The organism is Selenomonas sp. (assembly GCF_057272215.1).
Window position 1 is genome coordinate 85,276 of the sequence record NZ_DBHIUY010000003.1, and the last position, 23,768, is coordinate 109,043.

The 23,768-nt window shown below is 52.8% G+C and carries 27 protein-coding genes; all 27 read left to right on the forward strand.

What is annotated here, in order from left to right; genetic code table 11:
* Window positions 1-3: 3 nt before the first annotated feature.
* The 27 genes from ACO5Z0_RS03600 (at window position 4) to flhB (ending at window position 23,748) form a co-directional block, all read left to right on the forward strand.
* A complete protein-coding gene (locus tag ACO5Z0_RS03600) occupies window positions 4-2,082 on the forward strand; it encodes an O-linked N-acetylglucosamine transferase, SPINDLY family protein (protein WP_485649248.1) in 2,079 nt (692 codons plus the stop codon).
* Between the two features lie 92 nt (window positions 2,083-2,174).
* The gene (locus tag ACO5Z0_RS03605; protein WP_485649249.1) at window positions 2,175-2,918 is read left to right on the forward strand and encodes an NAD-dependent protein deacylase; all 744 of its coding nucleotides are present in this window, start codon (window positions 2,175-2,177) and stop codon (window positions 2,916-2,918) included.
* A 154-nt stretch (window positions 2,919-3,072) separates the two neighbouring features.
* Window positions 3,073-3,849: a GTP-sensing pleiotropic transcriptional regulator CodY gene (gene codY / locus ACO5Z0_RS03610; RefSeq protein ID WP_485649251.1), complete on the forward strand. Its 777-nt coding sequence runs from the start codon at window positions 3,073-3,075 to the stop codon at window positions 3,847-3,849.
* A 332-nt stretch (window positions 3,850-4,181) separates the two neighbouring features.
* Window positions 4,182-4,595, forward strand: a complete 414-nt coding sequence (flgB, locus tag ACO5Z0_RS03615) for a flagellar basal body rod protein FlgB (RefSeq protein WP_485649339.1) — start codon at window positions 4,182-4,184, stop codon at window positions 4,593-4,595.
* Window positions 4,596-4,652: 57 nt separating this feature from the next.
* A complete protein-coding gene (flgC, locus tag ACO5Z0_RS03620) occupies window positions 4,653-5,096 on the forward strand; it encodes a flagellar basal body rod protein FlgC (protein ID WP_442672855.1) in 444 nt (147 codons plus the stop codon).
* Window positions 5,097-5,148: 52 nt separating this feature from the next.
* Window positions 5,149-5,448 carry a flagellar hook-basal body complex protein FliE gene (gene fliE, locus ACO5Z0_RS03625; RefSeq protein WP_442672854.1) on the forward strand — a complete coding sequence of 100 codons (300 nt, stop codon included), beginning with the start codon at window positions 5,149-5,151 and terminating at the stop codon, window positions 5,446-5,448.
* 72 nt (window positions 5,449-5,520) lie between these two features.
* On the forward strand, window positions 5,521-7,110 hold the full coding sequence (gene fliF, locus ACO5Z0_RS03630; protein WP_442675890.1) for a flagellar basal-body MS-ring/collar protein FliF: 1,590 nt from the start codon (window positions 5,521-5,523) through the stop codon (window positions 7,108-7,110).
* Window positions 7,110-8,129, forward strand: a complete 1,020-nt coding sequence (gene fliG, locus ACO5Z0_RS03635; RefSeq protein ID WP_485649252.1) for a flagellar motor switch protein FliG — start codon at window positions 7,110-7,112, stop codon at window positions 8,127-8,129. The genes fliF and fliG overlap by 1 nt, the downstream gene beginning before the upstream one ends.
* Entirely contained in the window at window positions 8,122-8,913 is a 792-nt protein-coding gene (locus tag ACO5Z0_RS03640) for a FliH/SctL family protein (RefSeq protein ID WP_442672851.1), read from the forward strand. Before fliG ends, ACO5Z0_RS03640 begins: the two co-directional genes overlap by 8 nt.
* Complete coding sequence (fliI, locus tag ACO5Z0_RS03645) at window positions 8,910-10,337, forward strand: flagellar protein export ATPase FliI (RefSeq protein WP_485649253.1); 1,428 nt, start codon at window positions 8,910-8,912, stop codon at window positions 10,335-10,337. Before ACO5Z0_RS03640 ends, fliI begins: the two co-directional genes overlap by 4 nt.
* 15 nt (window positions 10,338-10,352) lie before the next feature.
* Window positions 10,353-10,805 (forward strand): flagellar export protein FliJ, encoded by a 453-nt coding sequence (fliJ, locus tag ACO5Z0_RS03650; protein ID WP_442672849.1) that lies wholly within the window; start codon window positions 10,353-10,355, stop codon window positions 10,803-10,805.
* Window positions 10,806-10,824: 19 nt separating this feature from the next.
* Window positions 10,825-11,427 carry a lytic transglycosylase domain-containing protein gene (locus ACO5Z0_RS03655; RefSeq protein WP_485649254.1) on the forward strand — a complete coding sequence of 201 codons (603 nt, stop codon included), beginning with the start codon at window positions 10,825-10,827 and terminating at the stop codon, window positions 11,425-11,427.
* A gap of 79 nt (window positions 11,428-11,506) precedes the next feature.
* On the forward strand, window positions 11,507-12,121 hold the full coding sequence (locus ACO5Z0_RS03660) for a MotE family protein (RefSeq protein WP_485649255.1): 615 nt from the start codon (window positions 11,507-11,509) through the stop codon (window positions 12,119-12,121).
* A gap of 61 nt (window positions 12,122-12,182) precedes the next feature.
* Complete coding sequence (locus ACO5Z0_RS03665) at window positions 12,183-13,904, forward strand: flagellar hook-length control protein FliK (RefSeq protein WP_485649257.1); 1,722 nt, start codon at window positions 12,183-12,185, stop codon at window positions 13,902-13,904.
* A gap of 45 nt (window positions 13,905-13,949) precedes the next feature.
* Window positions 13,950-14,489 carry a flagellar hook capping FlgD N-terminal domain-containing protein gene (locus tag ACO5Z0_RS03670; protein WP_485649258.1) on the forward strand — a complete coding sequence of 180 codons (540 nt, stop codon included), beginning with the start codon at window positions 13,950-13,952 and terminating at the stop codon, window positions 14,487-14,489.
* A 15-nt stretch (window positions 14,490-14,504) separates the two neighbouring features.
* On the forward strand, window positions 14,505-14,882 hold the full coding sequence (locus tag ACO5Z0_RS03675; protein ID WP_442672844.1) for a TIGR02530 family flagellar biosynthesis protein: 378 nt from the start codon (window positions 14,505-14,507) through the stop codon (window positions 14,880-14,882).
* Between the two features lie 109 nt (window positions 14,883-14,991).
* Window positions 14,992-16,608, forward strand: a complete 1,617-nt coding sequence (locus ACO5Z0_RS03680; protein WP_485649259.1) for a flagellar hook protein FlgE — start codon at window positions 14,992-14,994, stop codon at window positions 16,606-16,608.
* 119 nt (window positions 16,609-16,727) lie between these two features.
* Window positions 16,728-16,928 carry a flagellar FlbD family protein gene (locus ACO5Z0_RS03685; protein ID WP_485649260.1) on the forward strand — a complete coding sequence of 67 codons (201 nt, stop codon included), beginning with the start codon at window positions 16,728-16,730 and terminating at the stop codon, window positions 16,926-16,928.
* 58 nt (window positions 16,929-16,986) lie between these two features.
* A complete protein-coding gene (locus ACO5Z0_RS03690; protein ID WP_442672994.1) occupies window positions 16,987-17,499 on the forward strand; it encodes a flagellar basal body-associated FliL family protein in 513 nt (170 codons plus the stop codon).
* A 36-nt stretch (window positions 17,500-17,535) separates the two neighbouring features.
* The gene (gene fliM / locus ACO5Z0_RS03695) at window positions 17,536-18,540 is read left to right on the forward strand and encodes a flagellar motor switch protein FliM (RefSeq protein ID WP_442672995.1); all 1,005 of its coding nucleotides are present in this window, start codon (window positions 17,536-17,538) and stop codon (window positions 18,538-18,540) included.
* Window positions 18,533-19,717 carry a flagellar motor switch phosphatase FliY gene (gene fliY / locus ACO5Z0_RS03700; RefSeq protein ID WP_485649261.1) on the forward strand — a complete coding sequence of 395 codons (1,185 nt, stop codon included), beginning with the start codon at window positions 18,533-18,535 and terminating at the stop codon, window positions 19,715-19,717. The genes fliM and fliY overlap by 8 nt, the downstream gene beginning before the upstream one ends.
* Before the next feature lie 172 nt (window positions 19,718-19,889).
* Window positions 19,890-20,252, forward strand: coding sequence for a response regulator (locus tag ACO5Z0_RS03705; protein ID WP_006191318.1), 363 nt, complete (start codon window positions 19,890-19,892; stop codon window positions 20,250-20,252).
* Window positions 20,252-20,806: a flagellar biosynthetic protein FliO gene (fliO, locus tag ACO5Z0_RS03710; RefSeq protein WP_485649262.1), complete on the forward strand. Its 555-nt coding sequence runs from the start codon at window positions 20,252-20,254 to the stop codon at window positions 20,804-20,806. Before ACO5Z0_RS03705 ends, fliO begins: the two co-directional genes overlap by 1 nt.
* Before the next feature lie 18 nt (window positions 20,807-20,824).
* Window positions 20,825-21,580 carry a flagellar type III secretion system pore protein FliP gene (gene fliP / locus ACO5Z0_RS03715; RefSeq protein ID WP_485649263.1) on the forward strand — a complete coding sequence of 252 codons (756 nt, stop codon included), beginning with the start codon at window positions 20,825-20,827 and terminating at the stop codon, window positions 21,578-21,580.
* A gap of 11 nt (window positions 21,581-21,591) precedes the next feature.
* The gene (fliQ, locus tag ACO5Z0_RS03720) at window positions 21,592-21,861 is read left to right on the forward strand and encodes a flagellar biosynthesis protein FliQ (protein WP_314626671.1); all 270 of its coding nucleotides are present in this window, start codon (window positions 21,592-21,594) and stop codon (window positions 21,859-21,861) included.
* 17 nt (window positions 21,862-21,878) lie between these two features.
* The gene (fliR, locus tag ACO5Z0_RS03725; protein WP_485649264.1) at window positions 21,879-22,661 is read left to right on the forward strand and encodes a flagellar biosynthetic protein FliR; all 783 of its coding nucleotides are present in this window, start codon (window positions 21,879-21,881) and stop codon (window positions 22,659-22,661) included.
* Window positions 22,624-23,748, forward strand: a complete 1,125-nt coding sequence (gene flhB, locus ACO5Z0_RS03730) for a flagellar biosynthesis protein FlhB (protein WP_485649265.1) — start codon at window positions 22,624-22,626, stop codon at window positions 23,746-23,748. Before fliR ends, flhB begins: the two co-directional genes overlap by 38 nt.
* Window positions 23,749-23,768: the final 20 nt, after the last annotated feature.

Here is a 23,768-nt window from a genome sequence, read left to right on the forward strand (position 1 = left end):
TTTATGGACGATAAAGAGAATTGGATCGGGATCGCCAATCGATTCGCAAACCAAGGCGACTTTCGTGGAATGCGCGCTTCGGCGAAAGAAGTGCTGCAGCACGTGCCGGACGACGCGGACGCCTATGCCGTTATGGCGGAGGCTTCTTTTTATATGAATGAGCGTGAAAAAGCGCAAGGATACTTGGCGCACGCAGAAAAATGTGAGCCGGGGAACCTGCGTGCGAGGCTTGTGTATGCCGGTTTTTTTGCCGTGGATTTTGCCTTAGAGGAAGAGATCAAAGAACTTCTTGGTATCGTGCAGGCGACAGAAGAGACTGCCGAATCGCTTTGGACGGAATCTCTGCGCTATGTGCGTCTCAAGGCGCTCTCGTGGCTCGCTGATGCGTGGCTGCTTGCAGCGGAGCCGGAGCTTTCCATGAACACGCTGTTTGCGGCGAGCGAAATGCTCACGGGCGATGAGGCGGCGGCTTGCTACAGCAAGGCTCTTTTTTGCTCGAATTACCGTACGAGGACGCCGGGGGAATCGCTGCGGCTTCATCGCGGTTATGAGCAGTTTTTTGCAGGCAGGAAGCTCTATCATGCGTATCGTGAACGTTTGGGCGATGCAGGCAAGGCGCAGCCGAGCGCATCCATCTCTGTGGGTGAAGCGATGGCGGCGGCAGCAGCAAAAGCCGAGCGCGAAAGACGCGGTGCGGCTCTTGTGGCGCAGCAGGCGAAGAAGGCGTGCGAGCCGCTTTCTCGCATCGCACAAAAGGCGTTGCCTCAGCCGAAAGACGAGACGGCGATGCGCCTTTGGGCGTGGGAGGAGCGCGCGAATCAAAGGCGCATGGCGGAGGAAGAAGAATATGCGGCGTTCAAGGCGGAGCTTGCGCGGACGCAGCGTGTGAAAGAAAGGCGTGAGGCACGCGACGCCGCACCTCTTTTCAGCGGGAAGGCGGCGCCTCTCACTGTCCAACCGACGGCGCCGCCTACGGGAAAAAAGCGTGTGCGCACGTTCAGCCGCAAGCTGCGTATCGGCTACATCTCGCCTGATTTTCGGCTTCATGCGGCAGCGTACTTCATCATGCCGCTCGTGCGGGATTTTGACGCCGATTCTTTTGAGGTCACTTGCTATGCGCTGGGCAAGCGTGACCGTGTGACGACGCTCTTTCGGCAAAAAAACGTGCAGTGGAAAGATATCTCGCGCCTTTCCGTGAAGGATGCGGCGCAGCGAATCGCCAAGGATGGCGTCGATATCCTCGTGGATCTTGCCGGGCATACGCAGACGAGCGGTCTGCCTGTGCTCACATATCGGCCTGCGCCGGTGCAGATGACAGCGATCGGCTATACGGCGACGACGGGGCTTCGGGCGGTCGATTATTTTCTTTCTGACGTCTATTGTTCGCCTTGGGATATGGGAGCGCGCGGCTTCTCGGAAAACGTGCTGCGGATGCCGCACAGCCATCTTTGCTATGCGCCTGTGCTGCGCGATATGCCAAAGCCCGGCGGGGATGCGCCGTTCGTGAAAAACGGCTATATTACGTTTGGCAGTTTCAACAACTTTGCCAAAGTGTCAGACGATATGCTCGCGCTCTGGCGCGGCGTACTTGAGCGCATGAAGAAAGCGCGGCTCGTCATTAAGAGCAAGATCTGCAGCATACCGGCGGGACAGAGGATTGTGCATGAGCGTTTGCGGCGGTTCGGCATACCGCTTGAGCAAGTCGAGCTTCGCCCGTATAGTCCCGACTATCTGGAACAGTATCGGGATATTGACGTCGCACTTGATACTGCGCCCTATACGGGCGGCGTGACGACGTGTGAAGCGCTTTACATGGGGGTTCCTGTCATCACAAAAGCCGGCGGTACACACGGTTCACGCTTTTCCACGAGCATTTTAGAAAATGCGGGGCTTTCGCAGCTCGTAGCGCGCGGCGAGATGGAATATGTGAGGAAGGCCGTAGAGCTGGCGGGATCGCCCGATATTCTGCGCCGTTTGCATCGGGAGCTTCGCGCACGCATGGAAGCGTCGCCTCTGATGGATGCGAAAGGCTATATGCGAGATCTTGAGAACATTTACCGTGAAATCGCCGAGGATGTCTGATTTTGGGAATGTGCGGAAGAAGAAAGCGGAAAGGGAAGACGTATGCGGCGGAGCATGATCCCGCTGTTTTCCGGATGAAAGGGGCGTAAGCCATGAAAAGTGAGAAAATCACAGCATTTCGTACTTTGCTGAAGGAGAGTGAACGCATCGTTTTCTTTGGCGGCGCCGGCGTTTCGACGGAATCGGGCATTCCCGATTTTCGCAGTGCTACGGGGCTTTACAGCGAAAAGCTCTCGCAGCATGTGTCTCCCGAGCAGCTTGTTTCACATACGTTTTTTGAGCGCTGTCCGGAAGAATTTTTTGATTTTTACCGTAAGAGACTTATCTATATGGATGCAAAGCCCAACGACTGTCACAAGGCTCTCGTCGCCTTGGAGCGCATGGGAAAGCTCCGGGCGGTCATCACGCAGAACATTGACGGACTGCATCAAAAAGCAGGATCTTCGCGCGTTTTGGAACTGCACGGCTCGGTCAGACGCAGCTACTGCATGGATTGCCGTGCGCTTTACGATGAAAAGTTTATCCTTGCGAGCGAAGGCGCGCCGCATTGCAGGGCGTGCGGCGGGCGGGTGAAGCCCGATGTCGTGCTTTACGAGGAAAGTCTCGACATGGAAGTGCTCGATGCCGCCGTGCGCGAGATCGCGGATGCCGATATGCTCATCATCGGCGGCACATCGCTTGTCGTCTATCCGGCGGCGGGGCTTTTACACTATTTCCGCGGCAAGCATCTCGTGCTCATCAACAAGACAGCGACGCAGGCAGACAAAGAGGCGGCGCTTGTGATTCATGATTCCTTGGGCGAAGTCTTTCGCGAGGCGCTCGTCGGCTTGGCATGAGAGCAGGGGCGCAAAAGATTCACAGAAAACTTCATAAAAATTCATCCTTTCTTTCCAGCATCTTTGATTATTTAGAAAAATGTGTTAAAATATAAGTTAGGCGATAGCCTGCATTTGGAAGTCGTATTGCCGTGGAGAAAGGAATGGAATTTGCATGGCGACATTATTGGAAAAAACGAGGAAGATCAATCGTCTGCTGCAGCGCTCGGAAAGCGTCGAGTATGACAGCATCTCGCGCGTTTTAAGCGCAGTGATTGATGCGAATGTCTATATCGTGAACAAGGCGGGGCAGATTTTTGGTCATGCCTTTATTGATGATTTCGAGTGTGATTTAATGCTTGCCAATGTGGTACAGCAGGGGGAATTTCCCAAGCGTTATGTGAGCTGGCTCTTGAAGATGGACGAAACGTCGCCGAACCTGAAATCGAAGACCGGGATCTGTGCTTTCACAGAGGATACGGACTGTCGATTTGAAGGCAAGAATACGACGATCGTTCCTATATATGGCGTAGGCGACCGCATCGGTACACTGATTATCGCGAAGTATGACAAGGATTTCACGGAAGCGGATTTGATTCTCGCCGAATACGGTGCGACCGTCGTCGGCATGGAAATGCTGCGCGATCGTACGCAGCAGATCGAGGTCGAAGCGCGAAAGAAGGCGACCGTGCAGATCGCTCTTGCGACGCTGTCGTTTTCGGAGGTTAAAGCGGCGAAAAGCATCTTCAATGAACTTGAAGGCGCGGAAGGTCTGCTTGTCGCGTCGAAAATTGCGGATCGAGCGAAAATCACGCGCTCCGTCATCGTCAATGCGCTGCGCAAATTTGAGTCGGCGGGACTCATCCAGTCGAAATCCCTTGGCATGAAGGGGACGCATATCAAGGTGCTCAACCCTTATTTGCTTGAAGAATTGCAGCGGGTAGAAAACTGATATGAATATGGGAAAACAGGGGCATGTCAGCGCATGCCCCTCGCCCTTTTAGCGGACTTATATAGGACTATTGCACAGTCGTTAAAAAAACGTGAGAAATGGAGTGAATCATTTCCTTTTTTATGGTAGAATAGAAAGTGCGAAGATTGAATGGATAATTTTGCTAATGTTTTTATATAAAATTGGGCATGAACCGATGCCTTGCATAAGGTATGTTCTGCCTTTGAGAATCATCTTTAGAAAAAGATTGAAAAAGAAGAACTGCGGGAAAGGAATTTTCCTGTTTCTGTCGAAAGGTAGAGAGGTTAAGGAGAAAGGATGTGGAAACCACAATGCTGGAGCAGATCGTGGGAAACAAGGCGCTTGATGTCATGCAGCGCGGCATGGGAGCCGCCAACCTCCGACATGAGGTTATCAGCCACAATATTGCCAATGTCAACACGCCGTATTTTAAGAAAAGCAATGTTGTTTTCGAAGAACTTCTTGCAAAGGAGCTTGATCTCGACGATACGGGCAGAATGAAGGTTGTGCGCACGCATGATCGTCACATGCCTATTGCTTTTCGAGGCAGGGCTTTGGCGAAGATCGAACTCGACGAGTCATCTTCGATGCGCTATGACAAAAACAATGTGGATATTGATGTTGAAATGGCGTCTTTGGCGAAGAACAGCCTTTACTTCAACGCCTTGGCAAGACAGGTTGGAGGGCAGTTCTCGCGGATACGGAGCGTCCTTACAGGACAGTGATCACAAGGGGCTAATAGGAAAGAAGCCGTATGATACAAGGAACAGGGGAGCAGGAAAATGAGCATGTTTGGAGGAATTGACGCTTCTGCATCCGGTCTTACAGCGGAACGTCTGCGCATGGATGTAATTTCGAACAATATCGCGAACGCAAATACGACGCGCTCGGTTGAGGGCGGACCGTATCATAGGCGCTATGTTGTTTTTCAGCCGCGTGAACGAGGCAAAGAGGATTTTGCCTCTACCCTTAGACAAAAGTTGGATAATCAGGCGGGCAACGGCGTGCGTGCTACGAAGATCGAGGAAGATAAAACGCAGGGCCCTCTGGTGTATGATCCGGGGCATCCCGATGCGAATGCGGATGGTTATGTCGAACGTCCGAATGTTAACATCGTGCAGGAAATGGTGGACATGATCACGGCGTCTCGCGCCTATGAAGCGAATGTGACTGCGATCAACGCTGCAAAAGGTATGGCGCAGAATGCGCTCAACATCGGCAAGTAAAGTGGATGCATCAGAAATGGTGTCGGCTGTTACAGATTGAGGTGGAAAGAACATGCAGGTGGAAGCGCTACAAATGACGCCGGTGCGGATGACCGGCGAGAGCCATCTGGGAGAGACCGAACAGAAGATAGAGAAGCCGTTCAGTGAATTTCTTACGGATTCTCTCGGCGAGGTCAACGGCTTGATTAAGGAATCTGAACGACTCAATATGGAGCTCGCGGCAGGGCGCATTACAGATGTGTCCGAGGTCGTCATCGCGGGTGAGAAGGCTGGAATTGCCACGCAGCTCACGATGCAGGTGCGAAACCGTGCGGTCGAGGCCTATCAGGAGATCATGCGTATGCAGGTCTAAGCCTTGAAGGATAACGACCAGTCCGGAGCGGAATGCTTCGGCAAAGCACATTGAGGCGAAGGGATTGAGAAAATGGCAGAGTGGAAAGAGCGCTACCTGGAGCTCTGGAATAATTACAGCAAGCGGCAGCGATACATGGTCATCGGTGCGGCGGCTCTCGTATTTATCGCCATTGTTGCCGGCAGCATCATGTATGGCGGTAAACCGGATATGGTGCCCTTGTTCACGAATATGGAAGCGAAGGATGCTGGCGAAGTCGCGGCGAAGCTGAAGGAGAACAAGGTCGATTACGAGATACAAGAGGGCGGACAGGGGACGACGATTCTCGTTCCGGCAAAGAGCGTTGACAGCACAAGGCTTGATTTGGCTGCCGAAGGACTGCCCCGCGGCAATAAAGGATTCGAGCTTTTTGATGACAGCAAGCTCGGCGTGACGGAGTTCCAGAACAAGGTCAACTACTTACAGGCGCTGCAGGGAGAGCTCACGCGTACGATTGAGCAGATTGCTTCGGTCGAAAAGGCGCGCGTACATATTGTCTTGCCGGAGGACAGCCTTTATAAAAAGAATGAAAAGCCGGCGACGGCTTCCATTATGCTGAAGCTGAGGGCGAATACACAGCTTTCCAAGAAGGAGATCAAGGGCATCGTGAATCTTGTCGCGCATAGCGTGCAAGGTCTGACGCCGGAGAACATCACGATTGTCGATGAGTCTGGCAAAATTTTGAATGATCCGGACGAAAATAACGATGATGGCGTTGGACAAAAGACCTTGACCCAGATGGAGATGACGAAGAAGGTTCAGGACAATTTGCAAAAGAATGTTCAGAGCCTTTTGGATGCGTCCCTTGGCGAGGGCAAATCGTTCGTGCGCATCAGCGTGGAACTTGACTTTGACCAGAAGACGACGGATTCGCAGATCTATACGCCGGTCGTTGATGAGTCGGGTATCGTGCGCAGCCAGCAGACGACGAGCGAGAGCTATGCAGGCACTTCGACGCAGCCGGGCGGTCCGGCGGGTACACAGTCCAATGTGCCGGGCTATGTTGAGCAAAACAATAATTCGCAGGCAGAGTACGAACGCAAGGAGAATACGACGAACTACGAGGTCAACGAGGAAAAGCGCAAGATCGTTGCGTCTCCCGGCTCGATTCGCCGCTTGACCGTGGCTGTCCTTGTCAATGATGATGTGACACAGGCACAGCAGGAAAGCATTCTTCGCTCTGTACGGTCCGCCGCCGGAATCAACCCGGATCGCGGGGATACAGTTTCGGTTGAACCCTTGCCGTTCAGCACGGAAGCGCGCGACAAGAAGCTTGCCGATGAACAGGCGGAACGCGATCGTCTTGACCGCGAATTTTATCTGCAGCTTGCAGCATTCCTGCTTGTTATCGCGCTGATTGTTGGCAGCATATTGATGTACCGCCGCAAGAAACGCTTGGAACAGGAAGCGATCGAAGAGCAGCGTCGGCAGGAAGAGCTCGAAAGGCAGCGTCTTGCCGAAGAGCGCGCCGCGCAGATCGAAGCGGGCGAAGTCACGGAAGAAGAGCTTACGGAAGAAGAGCAGAGGCAGCTTAGCGAGATTCAGGCAATCGAAGAGATGATTCGAAATACGCCGGAAGATGCAGCTATGCTTATCAAGCAGTGGCTGGCGGGGGATGACTGATGGTAGCTGAACAAAAGAACGCGCCCCTCACGGGGCGCCAAAAAGCGGCTGTTCTCTTCATCGCACTTGGTGCAGAGAGTTCGGCACTGCTCTTCCAACACATGAACGAGGAAGAGATCGAATCTGTGACGCTTCAGATTGCAAATCAGAGGAAGGTGCCGCCGGAGCAGAAGAAAGCGGTCATCACCGAGTTCTATCAAATGCTCATGGCGAAGAGCTACTTGTCTGCCGGCGGTCTTGAGTACGCGCAGAATATTTTGGAAAAAGCGCTTGGCGCGGAGAGGGCGAAGCTGATTCTCACACGCTTGACTGCGAGCTTGCAGGCACGTCCTTTCGATTTCCTGCATAAGACCGATCCGAGTCAGCTCATGAACTTCATCCAGAACGAGCATCCGCAGACCATTGCTTTAATCATGGCGTACCTTGATCCTGATCAATCGGCGATTCTCATGGGGTCGCTGCCGCCCGATAGGCAGGCGGAGGTCACGAAGCGCATCGCGACGATGGATCGTACGTCGCCCGATATCATACGAGAGGTGGAGAAAGTTTTGGAACGAAAGCTGTCTTCTCTCGTTACGCAGGACTTCACTTCGGCGGGCGGCGTGAAGGCTGTCGTCGAGATCTTGAACCGCGTCGACCGTACAACGGAAAAGACGATCACAGAAACGCTCGAAGTCGACAATCCCGAACTTACGGAAGAGATCAAACGGCTCATGTTCGTTTTCGAAGATATTGTCATGCTCGACGATCGCTCTTTGCAGATGGTTCTCAGAGAGGTCGATACAAAGGATCTTTCTCTTGCGCTCAAAGCGACGCCGAAAGAAGTCGCCGACAAGCTCTACAAGAATATGTCGAAACGCGCCGCCGATATGCTGCGTGAAGAAATTGAGTTCATGGGTCCCGTCAAGATACGCGATGTCGAAGAGGCACAGCAGAAGGTCGTCAACGTCATCCGCAGCTTGGAAGACAAGGGCGAAATCGTCGTTGCACGCGGAAAGGGTGACGAGATGATTGTCTAGGATAATCAGAACTGCGCTGTGGCAGGAGAAAGCTTGCGTCGTTGAACCGCCGCCGCCTCCGCCGAAGCCCAAGGTGCTTCCAAAAGAACTTGAGGGTGTGACGGAGGAGTCGCTTTCAGAACGTCTGGAGTATGTCAGAGAAAAGGAACTAAAAGCGGAAACCTTACTTGAAGAAACGCGCGAAAAATGTATGGTCATGGTAAAGGATGCCGAGTATGCAAGCGAGCGCAGCGAGATGGATGCTCGCCAGCTTGCAGAGGAAATCAAGGAAGAGGCGCGTGAGGCGGGAAAGGCGGAAGGGTTCAAGGAAGGTCACAAAGACGGCATGGAACAGGCTGCCGAGGATTGTGCGGACATGCTCGCGGCTGCGAACGACAAAGCGGGAGCTTTGATGAGTGCGGCGCTTGAAGCGCGTAAAGTCTATCTGCAAATGGCGGAGAACGATGTCACGAGCATTGCAATGAGCGTCGTTGAGCAGATTCTGCCGCAGCACTTTATTGATGCCCCGCAGATCATCCTGCCTCTTGTGCGCAAGGCTTTGATGAAGGTGCGGGATCAGGCGGAAGTCATCGTCTACGTTGCGCCGGATGCCTATGAGCTTGTCCTCATGGCACAGTCGGAATTTCAGCACATGCTCGAAGGGCAAGCGGTGCTTCTCGTCAAGGCGGATGCAGGCTTGCAGCCCGGCGATTGTGTGCTTGAGACGCCAAACGGCAACGTCGATGCGCGGCTTTCGACACAGATGGAACTTGTAAGGAAAGCGATACAGGATGTGTGTCTATGAGTGACTTGCAGGAAGCTTTTGCAGATCCCGAATGGGGAGCTGTGCCTAGAGAAGAGGATGCAGCACAGGATATCTTTGCTGACGGCGGCGATGCGGTCTTGACGGCGGAAGGCAGTCTGCGCATCAATGTGCGTAAGTTTGCGGATGCTGCCGCTGCCTGCGAGCCGATCAAGATGAGCGGCAAGATCGTGCAGGTCATCGGACTTGTCATCGAGTCGGCGGGACCAAACGTGAGCTTGGGGGAACTTTGCTATGTGAAGTCGCGCTTTCCGCAGGTTGAGCCAATTCCTGCTGAGGTCGTAGGCTTTCGTGACGGAAAAGTGCTCTTGATGCCTATTGGCGAAATGCAGGGCATCGGACCGGGGTGCGAGGTCGTTTCCGCACAGAAAACCTTGCAGGTTCAGGTGGGACCGGAACTCTTGGGGCGTGTCCTCGACGGTCTTGGCGAGCCGATTGACGGCAAGGGACCGCTTCTTTGCAAAGGAGAATATCCTCTGCAGGCGGATCCGCCTTCGCCCTTGGAGCGTCCGCGCATACAAGACTCCCTTTACGTTGGCGTGCGTGCCATTGATGGTCTTATCACGCTTGGCGATGGGCAGCGCATCGGCATCATGGCTGGTTCGGGCGTCGGCAAATCGACACTTCTCTCGATGATCGCGCGCAATACGGAAGCTGACATCAGTGTTATTGCGCTCGTTGGCGAGCGCGGGCGTGAAGTCAAAGAATTCATTGAACGTGATCTCGGTGAAGAAGGATTGAAACGATCCGTCGTCGTCGTCGCGACATCAGATAAGCCGGCGCTTGTGCGCATCAAAGGAGCGATGACCGCGACAGCTATCGCCGAGTACTTCCGCGATCAGGGCAAGCGCGTCGTTCTCATGATGGATTCGGTCACGCGTTTTGCTATGGCGCAGCGCGAGGTCGGTCTGACGATTGGCGAGCCTCCGGCAACGCGCGGCTATACGCCTTCGGTGTTCGCGCTTTTGCCGAGGCTCTTAGAGCGTGCGGGAACAAGCCGCAAAGGATCGATCACGGGCATTTACACCGTGCTTGTCGATGGTGATGATATGAATGAGCCGATTGCGGATGCTGTCCGAAGCATCTTGGATGGTCATATAGTTTTATCACGCTCCATTGCTGCGCAGAACCACTTTCCGGCTATTGATGTGCTCGCAAGCGTGTCGCGCGTCATGAATGAAGTCGTCGACGATGCTCATTTGAAGGCGGCGCAGGGACTGCGTGCGCTGATGGCAGTCTACAAGGAAGCTGAAGATCTCATTCATATTGGCGCCTACGTCAAAGGGTCGAGTCAGAAGATTGATACGGCGGTTGCAAAAATTGACGCGATCAATGATTTTCTCTGTCAAGGCGTTTTTGAACAAAGTTCTTATGAGGAGACTGAAAAGAAGCTGGAAGCGATATGATGAGGAGTGCTTCGGATGAAGAGGTTTCGCTTTAAGCTGGAAACTCTGCTGAAAGTTACACGTTCTAAGAAGGATGACGCCGAGGTGAAGTTCGCCGAGGCATCGCGAATTCTTGAAGCAGACAAAGAGAAGCTCGGCGATCTTCTGAAGGAAATGCAGCAGGGCAGACAGGATTATGATCGCTTGACGGATGGACATACAATTTCCTTGGGGCGGCTTTTGACTTTCAACAGCTTTTTTGAATGGAAGAGAGAGCAGATTGAAAGCCAACAGGATAAAATCCTCCGAAGCCGCGCGGAGCGGCAGAAAAGACTTCAAGTGCTTTTGAAACTTATGAATAAGCTCAAAAGCATTGAACAGCTTAAAGCGAAGCGGCTTCAGCAGTATAGGGATGAAGCGCTTTTGGAAGAGCAGAAACTGCTTGATGAAATTGGTTTGCAGCTTTATATGCGGGGCATGAATACATAAGGCAAGGAGAATGGATGCGATGGAACTTTCAGGTGTTGAGGCGATACAGGCGAGAATATCCGAGATTCAGAGACGGTTCGGCATCGAAGGCTCTGTACCCGGCATGGCGTCCAATTTTCAACGGACATTGACCGCCGAGCTTAAGAAAAAAGAAGAGGCTGTGCCTGCGCAGAAGACCGCGGCAAAGACAGAGGCGGGTGCTGCACAGGCAACATCGCATGTCGGCGCTTCCGTGGAACTTTCCGGTGCGTCGAATGAAACAGCGCACTTCATCCGTGAAGCTGCGGCAAAGTACGGTCTGGATTCCCGTCTCGTCGCTGCTGTGGCGGAGGCAGAGTCAAACGGCAACCAAAGTGAAGTTTCCGATGCGGGGGCGGTCGGCGTCATGCAGCTCATGCCCGATACGGCAGCTGCGCTTGGTGTCAATCCTTATGATGAGAAGCAGAATATCGAAGGTGGAGCGCACTACTTGAAGCAGATGCTTGATGCTTTTGGGGGTGACATGAAGAAGGCGATTGCCGCCTACAATGCCGGACCGCAGGCAGTCAAGGATTACGATGGCGTGCCGCCCTATGCGGAGACCCAGAACTATGTCAATAAGGTTCTTGATCTCTATCAATAAGCAGCGAATGCGAGGGGGTGGAAAAGAACCTTTCGCTTGAGGAAGGCCCGCACGATCCCGAAAGGAGCCAAAGCCCGATATGAAGAAAATAGTCAAGATCGCACTCGCTGCAGTATTGCTGCTCGTGCTTGTCGTGGGAGGGTTCCTGCTCGGCGTGTACCTGCAGATTTTTGATGCGAGCACGATGAATGAAAAGATGAAATTATACGATATGCCTGTTGTAGGAGATTTTTTCGTAAAGCCTGCGCCTGAGGCGGAAGAATCTGCACAGGGTGAAGCGGTTGGCAAGCCAAAAGCCGAGCTTGTGGACAGCAAGCCGAATCCTGCAAAGGATAAGGAAAAAGGCGCTTCGAAGCCAAAGGTGCTGACGAAGGAAGAGATCGAAAAGCAGATGAAAGAGCGTGAGGCGGCTGAGAAAAAGCGCGTCACGAAGCTTGCTCGCGTTTACAACGAAATGAAACCGCAGCAGGCGGCTAAGGTCATGAAGGATCTGGATGACGATCTCTCGGTAGCCATTCTGCAGAAGATGGATGAGTCGCAGGCGGCAAAAACGCTCGCCGCGATGGATGCCGAGCAGTCGTCTCGGCTGACGAAGCTCATGTATACGGGAGTGCCGAAGAAGGTCATCTCGCCGCTGGATCGTCAGAATCAGCACAACGAGGGAAATGATTCGCCGGAACAAACGGCAGAATAAGAACGTCGGCAGACAGGCATTGCCTGATGCTATAGAATACTCTTGAAAGGAGGTGAAAATGATGAATAACGTACAAACAAATCTCATGAGTGTCACACCTGCGCCGAATCCGTCGGCAAAAACAAATGCCGCCGACGCCGTTCGTCCTGTGGATAAAGTGGGATCTGCGGCGGATAGAGGGGCGAGAAATCCCTCGTTTGGCAAAATGTTGGCGAAAGTCAAGGCGATGGCGCAGGCCTCTGCTGAAACAGCAGACCAAATGAGCAGCGATCCTTTGGCGGCGTCTATTGCTGCATCGCAGCAAACGAAACCGGAGCAAAAAGTCGCGTCTGTTGAAAACACAGAGGTGGCAGATATCGCGGCGGTTGAGCAAAGTACACAGGATAAGGCGACAGTTGCGGGTGCAAACATGATGCGGGCAGAAGCTTCCACTGCGAATCTCGTGTCAGCTTTTGCAGAGGAATCGCTTGCCGTAGAGCAGGAGCCTGCTTCAACAAGTGGAGCAGGGGAAGCAGTTTCTTTGGATGTTGCTGCAAATGCTCCTTCGACACCGCAGGGGCAGACGCAAATGCAAACGAATGTCCCGCAGCTCAATTATCTCGACGCATGGCTGACGAACGATGAGGCGGCGGGAGCGAAAGATTTGCTCCAGGCTCTTTCGGGTAAGAATCAGCCGCAGCCTTCACAGACGGTGTCAATGGATGGAAAAGCTGTCGTGGAACCTGCGCTGAAAGCGGTCGATGTGAACGCGCTTCGTGACTTGGAAACGATGGAGATTCCCGTACAAGCGGCGAATCTGACGACAAATCTCGAGGATGACGCTCCACTTTCCGACGCACTCTTGCGTATGCTCACGGCATCTTCCGATGAGCCGTCCGTGCTGTCTGTACAGGCAAGTGTGACAAACGGTCAGCGCCAAGCTGCGTCTGCGCCGCATCTTGCAGGCAATTCCATGCCGCTGACGAGTGCAGCGCTTGACGCTAAAGCGAATGTGCTGAACCCGTCTGATGCAGCAGGTCAAGAGACGATGCAGAATCCAGCGGAAGACGGTTCTTCTGGATTCTTGAATCAACAGTCGTCGGCGCAAGAACAAAAGCCGAATATGTCGGTTCCGCTCACACAGACAGCGTCTGTGCAGGCGTCGGAAGAGGGCGCGGCAAAGGCAAAAGCGAATCCTGCCATGCAGATTTTCCAAGAAGCGCTGCAGACACCGCAGACGGGACAGGAGAATGTTGCTTCGCAGTCCAATCCCGCCGTGACGTTTCAGACGGCTTTGCACGAAGCGGCAGCGCCGCAGCAGGAAGTCCCCATGACGCCTCAGAAAGATTATGAGGTGGCGCGTCAGATTGTTGAACAGGCAAGGCTCTTGCGTATGCCGGAGCAGACGGAGATGGTCATTCGCCTGAAGCCTGAGCATCTCGGCGAATTGACTCTCAAGGTTTCCGTTGCCGCAAGCGGTGCGGTGAACGCAGCGTTCCATACGGACAATGCTGCAGTGCGCACGATCATTGAGACTTCGATGATCCAGCTCAAGCAGGAACTGCAGGCACAGGGGCTCAAGGTTGACAATGTCGGTGTCTATGCAGGACTTAGCGACAGTTCTCTGATGAATGGCCAACAGGATGCGAATGCCTATTATGCACAACAAGGCAGGCAGGGAAGCAGTCAGGGGCGCGATGCGCAGCAGGCTCTTGCCTCGTTTGAGGAAGAGCAGCAGATGCTTGCCGCCGCGGATGGTCGTTCAGATGTCTTGGCGCAGGACGGCGTTGACTACCGCATTTGAAGATGTGCAGTACATGAGATGGAACTTGAAAGAAAGGAGAAATGTATGAACGGAACAGATCTCAACACCATCACATCCGATGGTATGAAGTATAATCGCGCCAAGTATGAAGCTGCGCAGAAAGGGCAGACGACGCGGAAGAATGATTCCCTCGGGAAAGACGCTTTCCTGCAGCTTCTCGTGACGCAGCTTCGCCATCAGGATCCGCTAAGCCCGGACGACAATACGCAGTATATCGCGCAGCTTGCCCAGTTCTCTTCGCTTGAGCAGATGACGCAAATGGTCAAGGGCTTGGGTGAGGTCGCAAAACTTGTGTCGAACATTGACAGCTCCGTACTTGTCGGCTCTTTGAGCAATATGATCGGCAAGAATATTCAGTGGACACATGCGACGAAAACCACCGACAAGGAAGGCAATCCCAAGACTTCGTCAGAAACATTCGTCGGCAATGTGCGCGGTATCAAGATCATAAAGGGCAAGACTGTGGTCGTTGCGCAGGATGCGAAGGGCAAGCTGCATGAAGTCGATATTTCGGAGATCGAAGCGGTCGCCGATCCGCCGAAACCGAAGGCATCGGGAAAATGACACACGGAGGAGAATATGGCTGACGCAAGAATCTACCTTTCGTCCCAGCCGCTCCTGCCTGCGATGCCCGCTGCTCGAAAGCCGCAGACATCGCAGGACAAGGTTCCATCCTTTGCAGCAGAACTTAGCCGAGCCGAGTCTGAGGTCAGCTTTTCGGCTCATGCGTCAGAGCGCATGAGAGCGCGTGGCATAGATCTCAGCGATGAGGAAATTTCAAGACTCGGAGATACCGTCTCAAAGATGGCGTCGAAGGGCGCGAGAGAATCTTTGATTTATATCAACGACGTCGCGCTCGTCGTGAGTATCAAAAACAGGACGGTTATCACTGCCATGGATGGCATGAGCGCCAAGGACAATATTTTCACAAACATTGACAGTGCAGCGATTCTTTAGCCGGTCCTTCGGGAGGCACTGGCTCGCCGACTGACAGAAGCGAGCCGTCGGATGCGCGGGCGGCTTTGCCCGCCATCTCAGCTGCACCAATAAAGGAGATTGATACATTATGATGCGTTCTCTTTTTTCCGGCGTATCAGGGCTGAAGAGCCATCAGACACGCATGGACGTCATAGGCAACAACATCGCGAACGTCAATACGGTCGGTTTTAAGTCGAGCCGCGTGACGTTTGCCGATACACTCTATCAGACATCTGCAGGAGCAGCCGCTCCGAGTGAGACTGTCGGCGGCACGAACCCTAAGCAGGTTGGTCTTGGCGTCGGCGTTGCGAGCATCGACCTGCTCTTCAATGACGCTTCGCCGCAGGCGACAGGCAAGAATACCGACCTCGCGCTCTCGGGCAACGGGCTCTTCGTCGTTTCGCGCGATGCGCAAGGTAAGGACAAGTACTATACGCGTGCAGGCAATTTCATTTTTGACGCGAATTACAACTACGTCATGGCAGGTTCAGGACACCATGTCGTCGGTTGGAATGCCGATGAAAATGGAAGCATTGATACAAAAGGCACGCCGACAGGCATCCAGATCAAGGATACGATGCGCAGCATGGGAGCTAAGGCGACGTCGGAAATCACCTATAAAGGAAACATGAACTCGTCTGTGCCGACGATTACAAAGATTACGAATGAGAAGGGAAAAGAGCTGACTAAGCCTGCACTCGTGGCGTCTGCTACGGATTTTAAGTCGGGTGAAGCGCCTAATCCTGCCGACGTGGACTATGCTACATCGCTCACCTTGACAATGTCAGACGGTACGACGCGCACGATTACAGCGAAGAGCAGCTATCGATACAGGGTCGGTGAGAGTCTGCCGATCACGACGGTTACGACGGTTTATGACAGCTTGGGCAACGAGCACAAGGTACCGCTCTTGTTCACGAAGACTCCTTCAAGTGCTCCGCCGGCATTGGGAGCCGATAAGTGGCGCGTTACCTTAAGCCCGGGGAAATATACGGAAATGATAAATAATCCGGCGTATCCGGCTGACCCGACCGCGCCGCCGAAAATACCTAAGGAATATCTTGATCCCTACGATCCCACATCTACGGATCCTGATAAGAGCCGGTGCACGATCAAGGAAACTGAAGGCGATACGCAGGTGAATATGGCGGCGCAGGAACTGCAGTTTGACCAGAACGGTAAATATAAGGAAGCTGGCGCGGGCAGACCGAAATTGACCTTGAAGAATGGCGCCGGCTCCATATCCGGCGGCACGGTGAGTAATACGATGGACGTGAATGTCAACCTCAGCAATCTCACGCAGTATAGCGGCAGCGATACGATCAAGGCAGATTATGATGGCAATGCGGCGGGGACGCTGAAAGAGGTCAATGCCGACCAGAGCGGCGTTTTGACCGGCACCTATACGAATGGCATCAAGCGCGCCCTGGCGCAGGTGGCTGTCGCGCAGTTTGACAACGCGTCGGGTCTTACGAAGACAGGCGGGAATCTCTACGCCGAGTCAAACAACTCGGGAACGGCGAACATCAAGACGGTCAATGCGCTCGGCGTGACGCTGACACCGGCATCACTTGAAATGTCGAACGTCGATATTGCGAACGAGTTCGCCGATATGGTGGTGACGCAGAGGGGGTTCCAGTCCAACTCGAAGATCATTACGGTTGGCGATGAGATGCTTGAAACCGTCATCAACATGAAGCGCTGATGACAACTTGGGCTGAGAAGCTGTGATGCACAGCCGCAACTTGGCTCTGATAAAGATAGGCAGGAGGGGCGCAGCCCCTCTCCTATCCCGCACTTATTCCAAGGCGAAAGGATGGGCGAATGATTAAACTGACAAAATTCAAGTCGGAGGCACATAAAAAAGGGGAATTCGTCCTCAACGCCGAAATAATAGAATCAGTGGAAGAGACGCCCGATACGGTCGTCACTCTGACAAATGGAAAAAAACTCATCGTTGAAGAATCAATGGAAGAGATTGTGGAGCGCGTCATGGAGTACCGCCGCGCTAAACATCGTTTGTGATTCCGGGCTTTCTCGGATGATTTTATGATAGAGAGAAGAGTTAGGAGGAGGAAGTTTTATGGCGGAAGAAAAAGAAGGGCAAGCCATTGCTCCGGAGCCGGGCAAAAAATCCCCGATCATCCTGATTGTTGTCATAGTCATCGTGGCTTTGTTGGCAGCGGGTGGTATTTCCTTTTTCATCACGCAGCAAATGATGGCGAACAGTACCGGTGATGGCGGCGGACCTTCGCGGCTGAACCACGATCCCGGCGTGTTCATCAAGCTGGGGGATCCTAAGGACGGTATCCTTGTCAATGTCGGTGGTCTCAAGGCGGGACGCTTCTTGAAGGCGAGCATTGTCTTGGAGATGAATCCCGGCAAGAAGGATAATATTGCTGACGGCAAGTTGTTGGCGCCGGCAGAGACGAAGATCATGGATGTGACGCTCCAGACCCTGCGCTCGCTGAAGGTTGAAGAACTTGACGCAGGCAAGCAGGATGAACTGAAAACAACCCTTCGTGACAGCTTGAACAAGGCTTTGGGCGAGGGATCGGTGTATGAGGTCTATATCACGAGCTTCCTCATGCAGTGATGAGCCATCAGAGCAAGGGAGAAAGGAGGAGGAAGATTGGCAGAAGATGTCTTGTCACAAAATGAGATAGACAAACTTCTTTCCGCGCTGTCGACCGGCGAAGTTTCTGCTGAGGAAGTACAGGCGGAAGAGGAAGAGAGAAAAGTCAAGACATACGACTTCAAGCGGCCGGACAAGTTCTCGAAAGATCAGATCCGCACGCTGAATATGCTCTACGAGAACTTTGCGCGTCTCTTGAACACTCACCTATCTACCCATTTGCGGACGATGGTCAATGTGGAAGTCGTTTCGGTGGAGCAGCTCACGTACCAAGAATTCCTGCAGTCTTTGAGCAATCCGAGTGTGATCGGCGTCATGGCGCTGCCGCCTTTGAAGGGCAACATCATCATGGAGGTCAACACAGGTATCGCGTTTGCTTATATCGACCGTGTTTTCGGCGGGTTGGGAGAAAATTCGCTGAAACCGCGCATCCTCACGGAGATTGAGGAGGCGGTCATGCGCAAGTTCATTGCCAAGGCAAGCGAGTTTTTCAAGGAATCTTGGTCGAATGTGATCGAGGTCAATCCGGTGCTTGAGGCGATTGAGGCAAATCCCGGTTTCGTACAGATCGTGCCGCCGAGCGACATGGTCATCATCGTTACCGTACAGGTCAAGATCGGTGAGGTCGAAGGGTTTATGACTCTCTGCGTGCCGTATCTTGTCTTAGAGCCTATCATGTCGAAGCTCTCGACCTCTTTCTGGGTGGCGGCTTCCGTCGCGAAGGACAACAACCCGGATAAGATTCGTGCGCTTGAAAAGAAGATTCATAAATCGCCAATTCCTTTGATTGTGGAACTTGGTACGATTGATATGACGATTCGCGAGTTTTTGACCTTGGGCTTCGGCGATGTGCTGCAGCTTGATACGAAGGTCAAGGATGAGTTGAAAATTCTTGTCGGGCAAAAACCTAAGTTCCTTTGCCGACCCGGCACACAGGGCAAACGGTCGGCAGTCCAGATCACACAAGTAACCTTTGAAGGGGATGAAGATACGGATGAGTGATGATTTAATTTCGCAAGAGGAAATTGATGCGTTATTAAACGGCGGCGGCGACAGCTCGACAGAAGCCGATGCCCCGGCGGAGACCCCGGCGCCCGCAGACAGTTCTCCATCTCAGGGAGGGGATGCTCTGACGGATATTGAGCGCGATGCGCTCGGGGAAATAGGCAACATTTCTATGGGGAGCGCAGCGACTACGCTCTCGGTGCTCTTAGGGCATAAGGTTTCGATCACGACGCCTACGGTATCGGTGGATACGCTGAGTTCCATCAAAGATCAGTATCCGATGCCGTATCTCATCGTCGAGGTAGGCTATACCGTCGGCATTGACGGCAACAATGTGTTAGCGATTCAAGCGCAGGATGCATCCATCATTGCCGACCTCATGATGGGCGGCGACGGAACGAATCCGACGCAGGAGCTCAATGAAATTCACATGAGCGCTGTCGGCGAGTCGATGAATCAAATGATGGGGTCGGTGGCTACATCGCTGTCGACGATGTTTAACAAGAAGATCGACATCTCGCCGCCAAAGGTCAATATGATTGATCTCGGTTCAGAAGAGAAGGTTACGGAGATTGTTTCTGCGGATGATCCTATCGCGAAGATCTCGTTCCGCATGGAAGTTGATGGTCTGATCGACAGTGAGATCATGCAGATTCTGCCGATTCCTGTGGCGCAGGAAATGGTAGGGTATCTCTTGAGTAATGAAGCAGAGGAGGAAGAGCCAATGCCAGTACCAACGCCAGCACCGGCAGCACCTGCTCCGGCACCGGCAGCAGCGGCTCCGCCACCGGCAGCGCCTATGATGGGGGCTGCTCCGGGCTACGGTGCGCCGCCGTCTCCGCATGTGGCGTCGAATGTGCCCGTACAGCCGGCGATGTTTGCACCGCTTTCTACGGCTCCCGTGCAGGTGAACGATGCGAACATCGGATTGATACTTGATGTACCGCTTCAGGTAACTGTGGAGCTTGGTCGCACAAGAAAGACGATCAAGGATATTCTTGAGCTTACGAACGGCTCCATCGTTGAACTTGATAAATTGGCAGGCGAGCCTGTAGATATCATGGTCAACGGGAAGTTCTTGGCGAAGGGAGAGGTTGTCGTCATTGACGAGAACTTCGGCGTCCGTATCACAGATATTGTAAGTCCCGCAGAAAGGGCGCAGCAGTTGCAATAATATGCGTCTTGCTGGACATTTTCGGGCGATTCATATACAATAGATTGTGCGATGCGTTTTACATGAGGGGCTGCCTTTGCGGTTTCAAGCTGCTTAGGGAGTGCCTGTGCAACTGTATGTGGGCATCTGCGTATTAAGAGCAGACATAGAATTCAGTGAGGAGAGATAATTTATGGCAAGCAGAGTTTTAGTGGTGGATGATGCGGCGTTCATGCGAATGATGGTCAAGGACATCTTGTCTAAGAATGGCTACGAGATTGTCGGCGAGGCGGAAAACGGCATGAAGGCGCTGGAAAAGTACCAGGAGCTTAAACCTGATCTCGTAACGATGGATATTACGATGCCGGAAATGGATGGCATCAGTGCGGTCAAGGAAATCAAGAAGGTTGACCCGAATGCGAAGGTCGTTATGTGCAGTGCGATGGGACAGCAGGCGATGGTCATCGAAGCGATTCAAGCGGGGGCGCGGGACTTTATCGTCAAGCCGTTCCAGGCGGATCGTGTCCTTGAGGCTGTGCGTAAAGCGCTTGGCTGATGCTGACGAAAAAGGGTGTCATTCTTTGGCTTGGTCTGCTTGTTGTCACAGTATTCCTGTTTCCGTCTGTCGGTATAGCTGCAGGTGATGGAAGTTATCTTTCGGGCTACGAGAATCAGGATCCTGTGCCGAATGGTACGCCGGGGGTTTCTTGGTGGTCAACCGTCGCTTATGTGGCAAGTCTTGTTGTCGTGTTTCTTTTCGTCGCGGGACTCGCTTACTATGTTTCAAAGTTTTTGGGCGGGCGATTCGGTCGTGCGACGTCTGGACGCGGTGGACGCGTGCTTGAAAACCTGCCGCTCGGACCGGGACGTTCAGCATGCGTCGTTGCGTTGGCGGGCAGGGTTTTGATTCTCGGTGTGACGGAGCATTCCATCACCCTTTTGGGGGAGATTGACGATGCAGATGAGGCAGAGCAGCTTTTGAAAAAAAGCCTTGAAGAATCTCCGTTGCCGTTTTCTGATACGAGTGGATTCGAGCGGCAGTTTGGTTCGCTCGATCAACTGGTGAGGAGAATACCGACGATGTTCAAGAACGATGTGTTTCGAAAGTAGAGGAGTTGTGAACCATTGATGGAGAAGCGGCGAGTGTTGCTGGGAAGCGTACTGTTCTTTTCCGTACTCCTCGTAGCGCAGGAGGCTTTGGCAGCGCCTCTGATTCCGAACCTCAGCGTCAGTGTTGGAGAGGCAAGTAATCCGCAGGATGTTGCGGCTTCTTTGCAGATTTTGGCGCTCTTGACGATTCTTTCGCTTGTACCGTCGATCTTGGTCATGACAACGTCGTTCGTGCGCATTGTCGTCGTCATCGGGTTTCTCAGAAACGCCATGTCGACGCAGAATGTGCCGCCGAATCAAGTGGTGCTTGCGTTGTCCCTGTTCTTGACGTTTTACATCATGCAGCCGTATTGGAGTGAAGCAAATCAACAGGGAATCCAGCCGTATCTTGCAGGGCAGATCACACAGGAGCAGGCGATTGACAATACGTTGGCTCCCTTGCGTGAGTTCATGTTCCGACAGACGCGTGAGTCAGATTTGGCGCTTTTCGTCAATTTATCCGACGCCGAAAGACCTCAGTCGCAGGCAGATGTTTCTACTGCTACTTTGATTCCGGCGTTTGTCATAAGTGAATTGAAAACGGCGTTTCAGATCGGCTTCATGATCTATATCCCGTTTATCGTCATCGACATGATCGTGGCGAGTACTTTAATGTCAATGGGTATGATGATGCTGCCGCCGGTCATGATTTCGTTGCCATTTAAGATACTGCTTTTTGTTATGGTCGATGGCTGGCATCTTTTGATCAAGTCGCTCATTGTAAGCTTTAAGTAGGAGGAACGCGGATGTCTGGCGATCTTGTCATTCAGATTGGGCAGAATGCTCTCTGGATCGTGCTCCTGGTTTCCGCGCCGATGCTTGGCCTCGGTCTGGCTGTAGGCCTTCTTGTGAGCGTGTTCCAAGCGACTACTTCCATTCAAGAAGCGACGCTTGCCTTTATTCCGAAGATCATCGCGGTGTTTGTCGCAATCTTGATCTTTGGACCGTGGATGCTCAGCATCCTCGTGGAATATTTCACGAATATCTTCGTGAATCTGCCGCTCTATATCGGATAGCGAGGAGAGATGTGCCCGTGGATTTCTACACCCTGCTTCAAGGGCATGCGGCAGTCTATCTGCTCGTTTTGACACGCATTACGGGGCTTTTTGTCATCGCGCCTTTTTTTGGCAGTTTGAACATTCCTGTGCGCATTCGCGTAGGAGTTGCCGTTGCTTTTTCCTTCGTGTTGTTTCCTGTTGTAGACAGCTATGGCTCTGTGACGGCGCCGGACAATGTATTCCTTTATGCAGGGGCAGTGGCGGGGGAATTGTTTGTCGGCTGGCTGATCGGCTTTGTGGCGTATGTGACGTTTTCGGCGATTCACTTTGCCGGCAAGGTCATGGATATGCAGGTTGGATTCGCAATGGTCAACGTGATGGACCCGACTTCCGGTCAGCAAATACCGCTTATCGGAAGTTTTCTTTATAATTTGGCGGTTATTGTTTTTCTCGTCGTCAATGGGCATCACATGCTGATTGCAGCATTGTTTGAAAGTTTTCAGTCTGTGCCGATTTTGGGACTGGCGCCTGCTCCGACGATTGCGGGTTTCGTTGTGAATCTTGTCAACGGCGTATTTGTAACGGGCATGAAGCTGGCGATGCCTGTAACATTTTCCATTCTTCTGACGAATGTTGGTCTTGGGATCTTGGCGCGGACGATGCCGCAGCTCAATATCTTCGTTGTCGGCTTGCCCCTTCAAATTGTTATTGGCATGTTCGTCCTTTCGATTCTGATGCCGTTTTATGTCTTGTTTCTGGATGTGTTGTTCAATGAAACGTATGCGCAGATTACCACTGCCCTCCACGCAATACAATAGTGAACCGCCGGATTTTGTTTTTGATCTACAGCTCTTTGCGGGAGAAAAGACGGAAGAACCTACGGCGAAGCGGCGCAATGATGCACGTCAGAAAGGGCAGGTAGCTAGGAGTCAGGAGCTCAGCGGCGCGTTTGTGCTGTTGGCGGGATTCTTCGTGATGCGCGCACTGGGCAGTACAATTCTTGCGGAAATCGAAGAGTACACGATTCATATCTACGGGCACATGAATCAGACGATTGATGCAGAAACCGTTATGCGGCTCATTATCGATGGCATGATCGTCTTGGCAAAGACGGCATTTCCGGTGATGGTTGCAATCCTCATCATGGGACTTGCTATTAATTTTTACCAAGTTGGTTTTATGTTTACGACGGAACCGCTTTCCTTCAAACTGGACAAACTCAATCCGATCACAGGCTTTGGACGCATATTCTCGAAGCGATCGCTCGTCGAGCTTTTGAAATCTCTGTTGAAGATTGCGATTATCGGTGCATTTCTCTACATCTATTTGTCGGGAGAAATTATGCACATGCCGGAGTTCATATACCTTGATCTTAAGAGCAGTATGGCGCGTATGGGAGATCTCATCTTCTCGCTCGTGTTCCAGATCATCATCGTTTACTTCGTCATGGCAGCGGCGGATTTCGCCTATCAAAAATGGCAGACGACACAGGATCTCAAGATGAGCAAACAGGACATTAAGGAAGAGTTTAAGCAAACGGAAGGCGATCCGCAGATCAAGGGGAAGATTCGCCAGAAGCAGCAGCAGATGGCGATGAACCGCATGATGAGGGAAGTGCCGGAAGCCGACGTCATCGTGACGAACCCGACGCATTATGCTGTCGCCTTGAAGTATAAAACGGGGATGAAAGCGCCGGAGGTTGTTGCCAAAGGGCAGGATCTCGTCGCACAGAAAATCAAGGATGTTGCGCGTGAGCATCGCGTGACAATCGTTGAGAACAAGCCCTTGGCACGGGCGCTCTACGCGGCGGTGGATGTCGGGGGCGTGGTGCCGCCCGAGCTTTACCAAGCGGTTGCTGAAGTGCTCGCTTATGTGTACCGTTTGAAGAAGAAAAAATTTGCTTAAAGAGAAGTTTTTTTGGGGAT

Coding starts and splice junctions, on each gene's coding strand:
- fliY (WP_485649261.1), top strand. CDS start 18,533: ATGAGTGATGATTTAATTTCGCAAGAGGAAATTGATGCGTTATTAAAC.
- fliG (WP_485649252.1), top strand. CDS start 7,110: ATGGTAGCTGAACAAAAGAACGCGCCCCTCACGGGGCGCCAAAAAGCG.
- fliP (WP_485649263.1), top strand. CDS start 20,825: ATGGAGAAGCGGCGAGTGTTGCTGGGAAGCGTACTGTTCTTTTCCGTA.
- ACO5Z0_RS03670 (WP_485649258.1), top strand. CDS start 13,950: ATGAACGGAACAGATCTCAACACCATCACATCCGATGGTATGAAGTAT.
- ACO5Z0_RS03690 (WP_442672994.1), top strand. CDS start 16,987: ATGGCGGAAGAAAAAGAAGGGCAAGCCATTGCTCCGGAGCCGGGCAAA.
- flhB (WP_485649265.1), top strand. CDS start 22,624: ATGCGCAGATTACCACTGCCCTCCACGCAATACAATAGTGAACCGCCG.
- flgB (WP_485649339.1), top strand. CDS start 4,182: ATGCTGGAGCAGATCGTGGGAAACAAGGCGCTTGATGTCATGCAGCGC.
- ACO5Z0_RS03680 (WP_485649259.1), top strand. CDS start 14,992: ATGATGCGTTCTCTTTTTTCCGGCGTATCAGGGCTGAAGAGCCATCAG.
- fliQ (WP_314626671.1), top strand. CDS start 21,592: ATGTCTGGCGATCTTGTCATTCAGATTGGGCAGAATGCTCTCTGGATC.
- ACO5Z0_RS03605 (WP_485649249.1), top strand. CDS start 2,175: ATGAAAAGTGAGAAAATCACAGCATTTCGTACTTTGCTGAAGGAGAGT.
- ACO5Z0_RS03665 (WP_485649257.1), top strand. CDS start 12,183: ATGAATAACGTACAAACAAATCTCATGAGTGTCACACCTGCGCCGAAT.
- fliF (WP_442675890.1), top strand. CDS start 5,521: ATGGCAGAGTGGAAAGAGCGCTACCTGGAGCTCTGGAATAATTACAGC.
- ACO5Z0_RS03655 (WP_485649254.1), top strand. CDS start 10,825: ATGGAACTTTCAGGTGTTGAGGCGATACAGGCGAGAATATCCGAGATT.
- ACO5Z0_RS03660 (WP_485649255.1), top strand. CDS start 11,507: ATGAAGAAAATAGTCAAGATCGCACTCGCTGCAGTATTGCTGCTCGTG.
- fliI (WP_485649253.1), top strand. CDS start 8,910: ATGAGTGACTTGCAGGAAGCTTTTGCAGATCCCGAATGGGGAGCTGTG.
- fliE (WP_442672854.1), top strand. CDS start 5,149: ATGCAGGTGGAAGCGCTACAAATGACGCCGGTGCGGATGACCGGCGAG.
- fliO (WP_485649262.1), top strand. CDS start 20,252: ATGCTGACGAAAAAGGGTGTCATTCTTTGGCTTGGTCTGCTTGTTGTC.
- ACO5Z0_RS03600 (WP_485649248.1), top strand. CDS start 4: ATGGACGATAAAGAGAATTGGATCGGGATCGCCAATCGATTCGCAAAC.
- codY (WP_485649251.1), top strand. CDS start 3,073: ATGGCGACATTATTGGAAAAAACGAGGAAGATCAATCGTCTGCTGCAG.
- ACO5Z0_RS03675 (WP_442672844.1), top strand. CDS start 14,505: ATGGCTGACGCAAGAATCTACCTTTCGTCCCAGCCGCTCCTGCCTGCG.
- ACO5Z0_RS03685 (WP_485649260.1), top strand. CDS start 16,728: ATGATTAAACTGACAAAATTCAAGTCGGAGGCACATAAAAAAGGGGAA.
- ACO5Z0_RS03705 (WP_006191318.1), top strand. CDS start 19,890: ATGGCAAGCAGAGTTTTAGTGGTGGATGATGCGGCGTTCATGCGAATG.
- fliJ (WP_442672849.1), top strand. CDS start 10,353: ATGAAGAGGTTTCGCTTTAAGCTGGAAACTCTGCTGAAAGTTACACGT.
- flgC (WP_442672855.1), top strand. CDS start 4,653: ATGAGCATGTTTGGAGGAATTGACGCTTCTGCATCCGGTCTTACAGCG.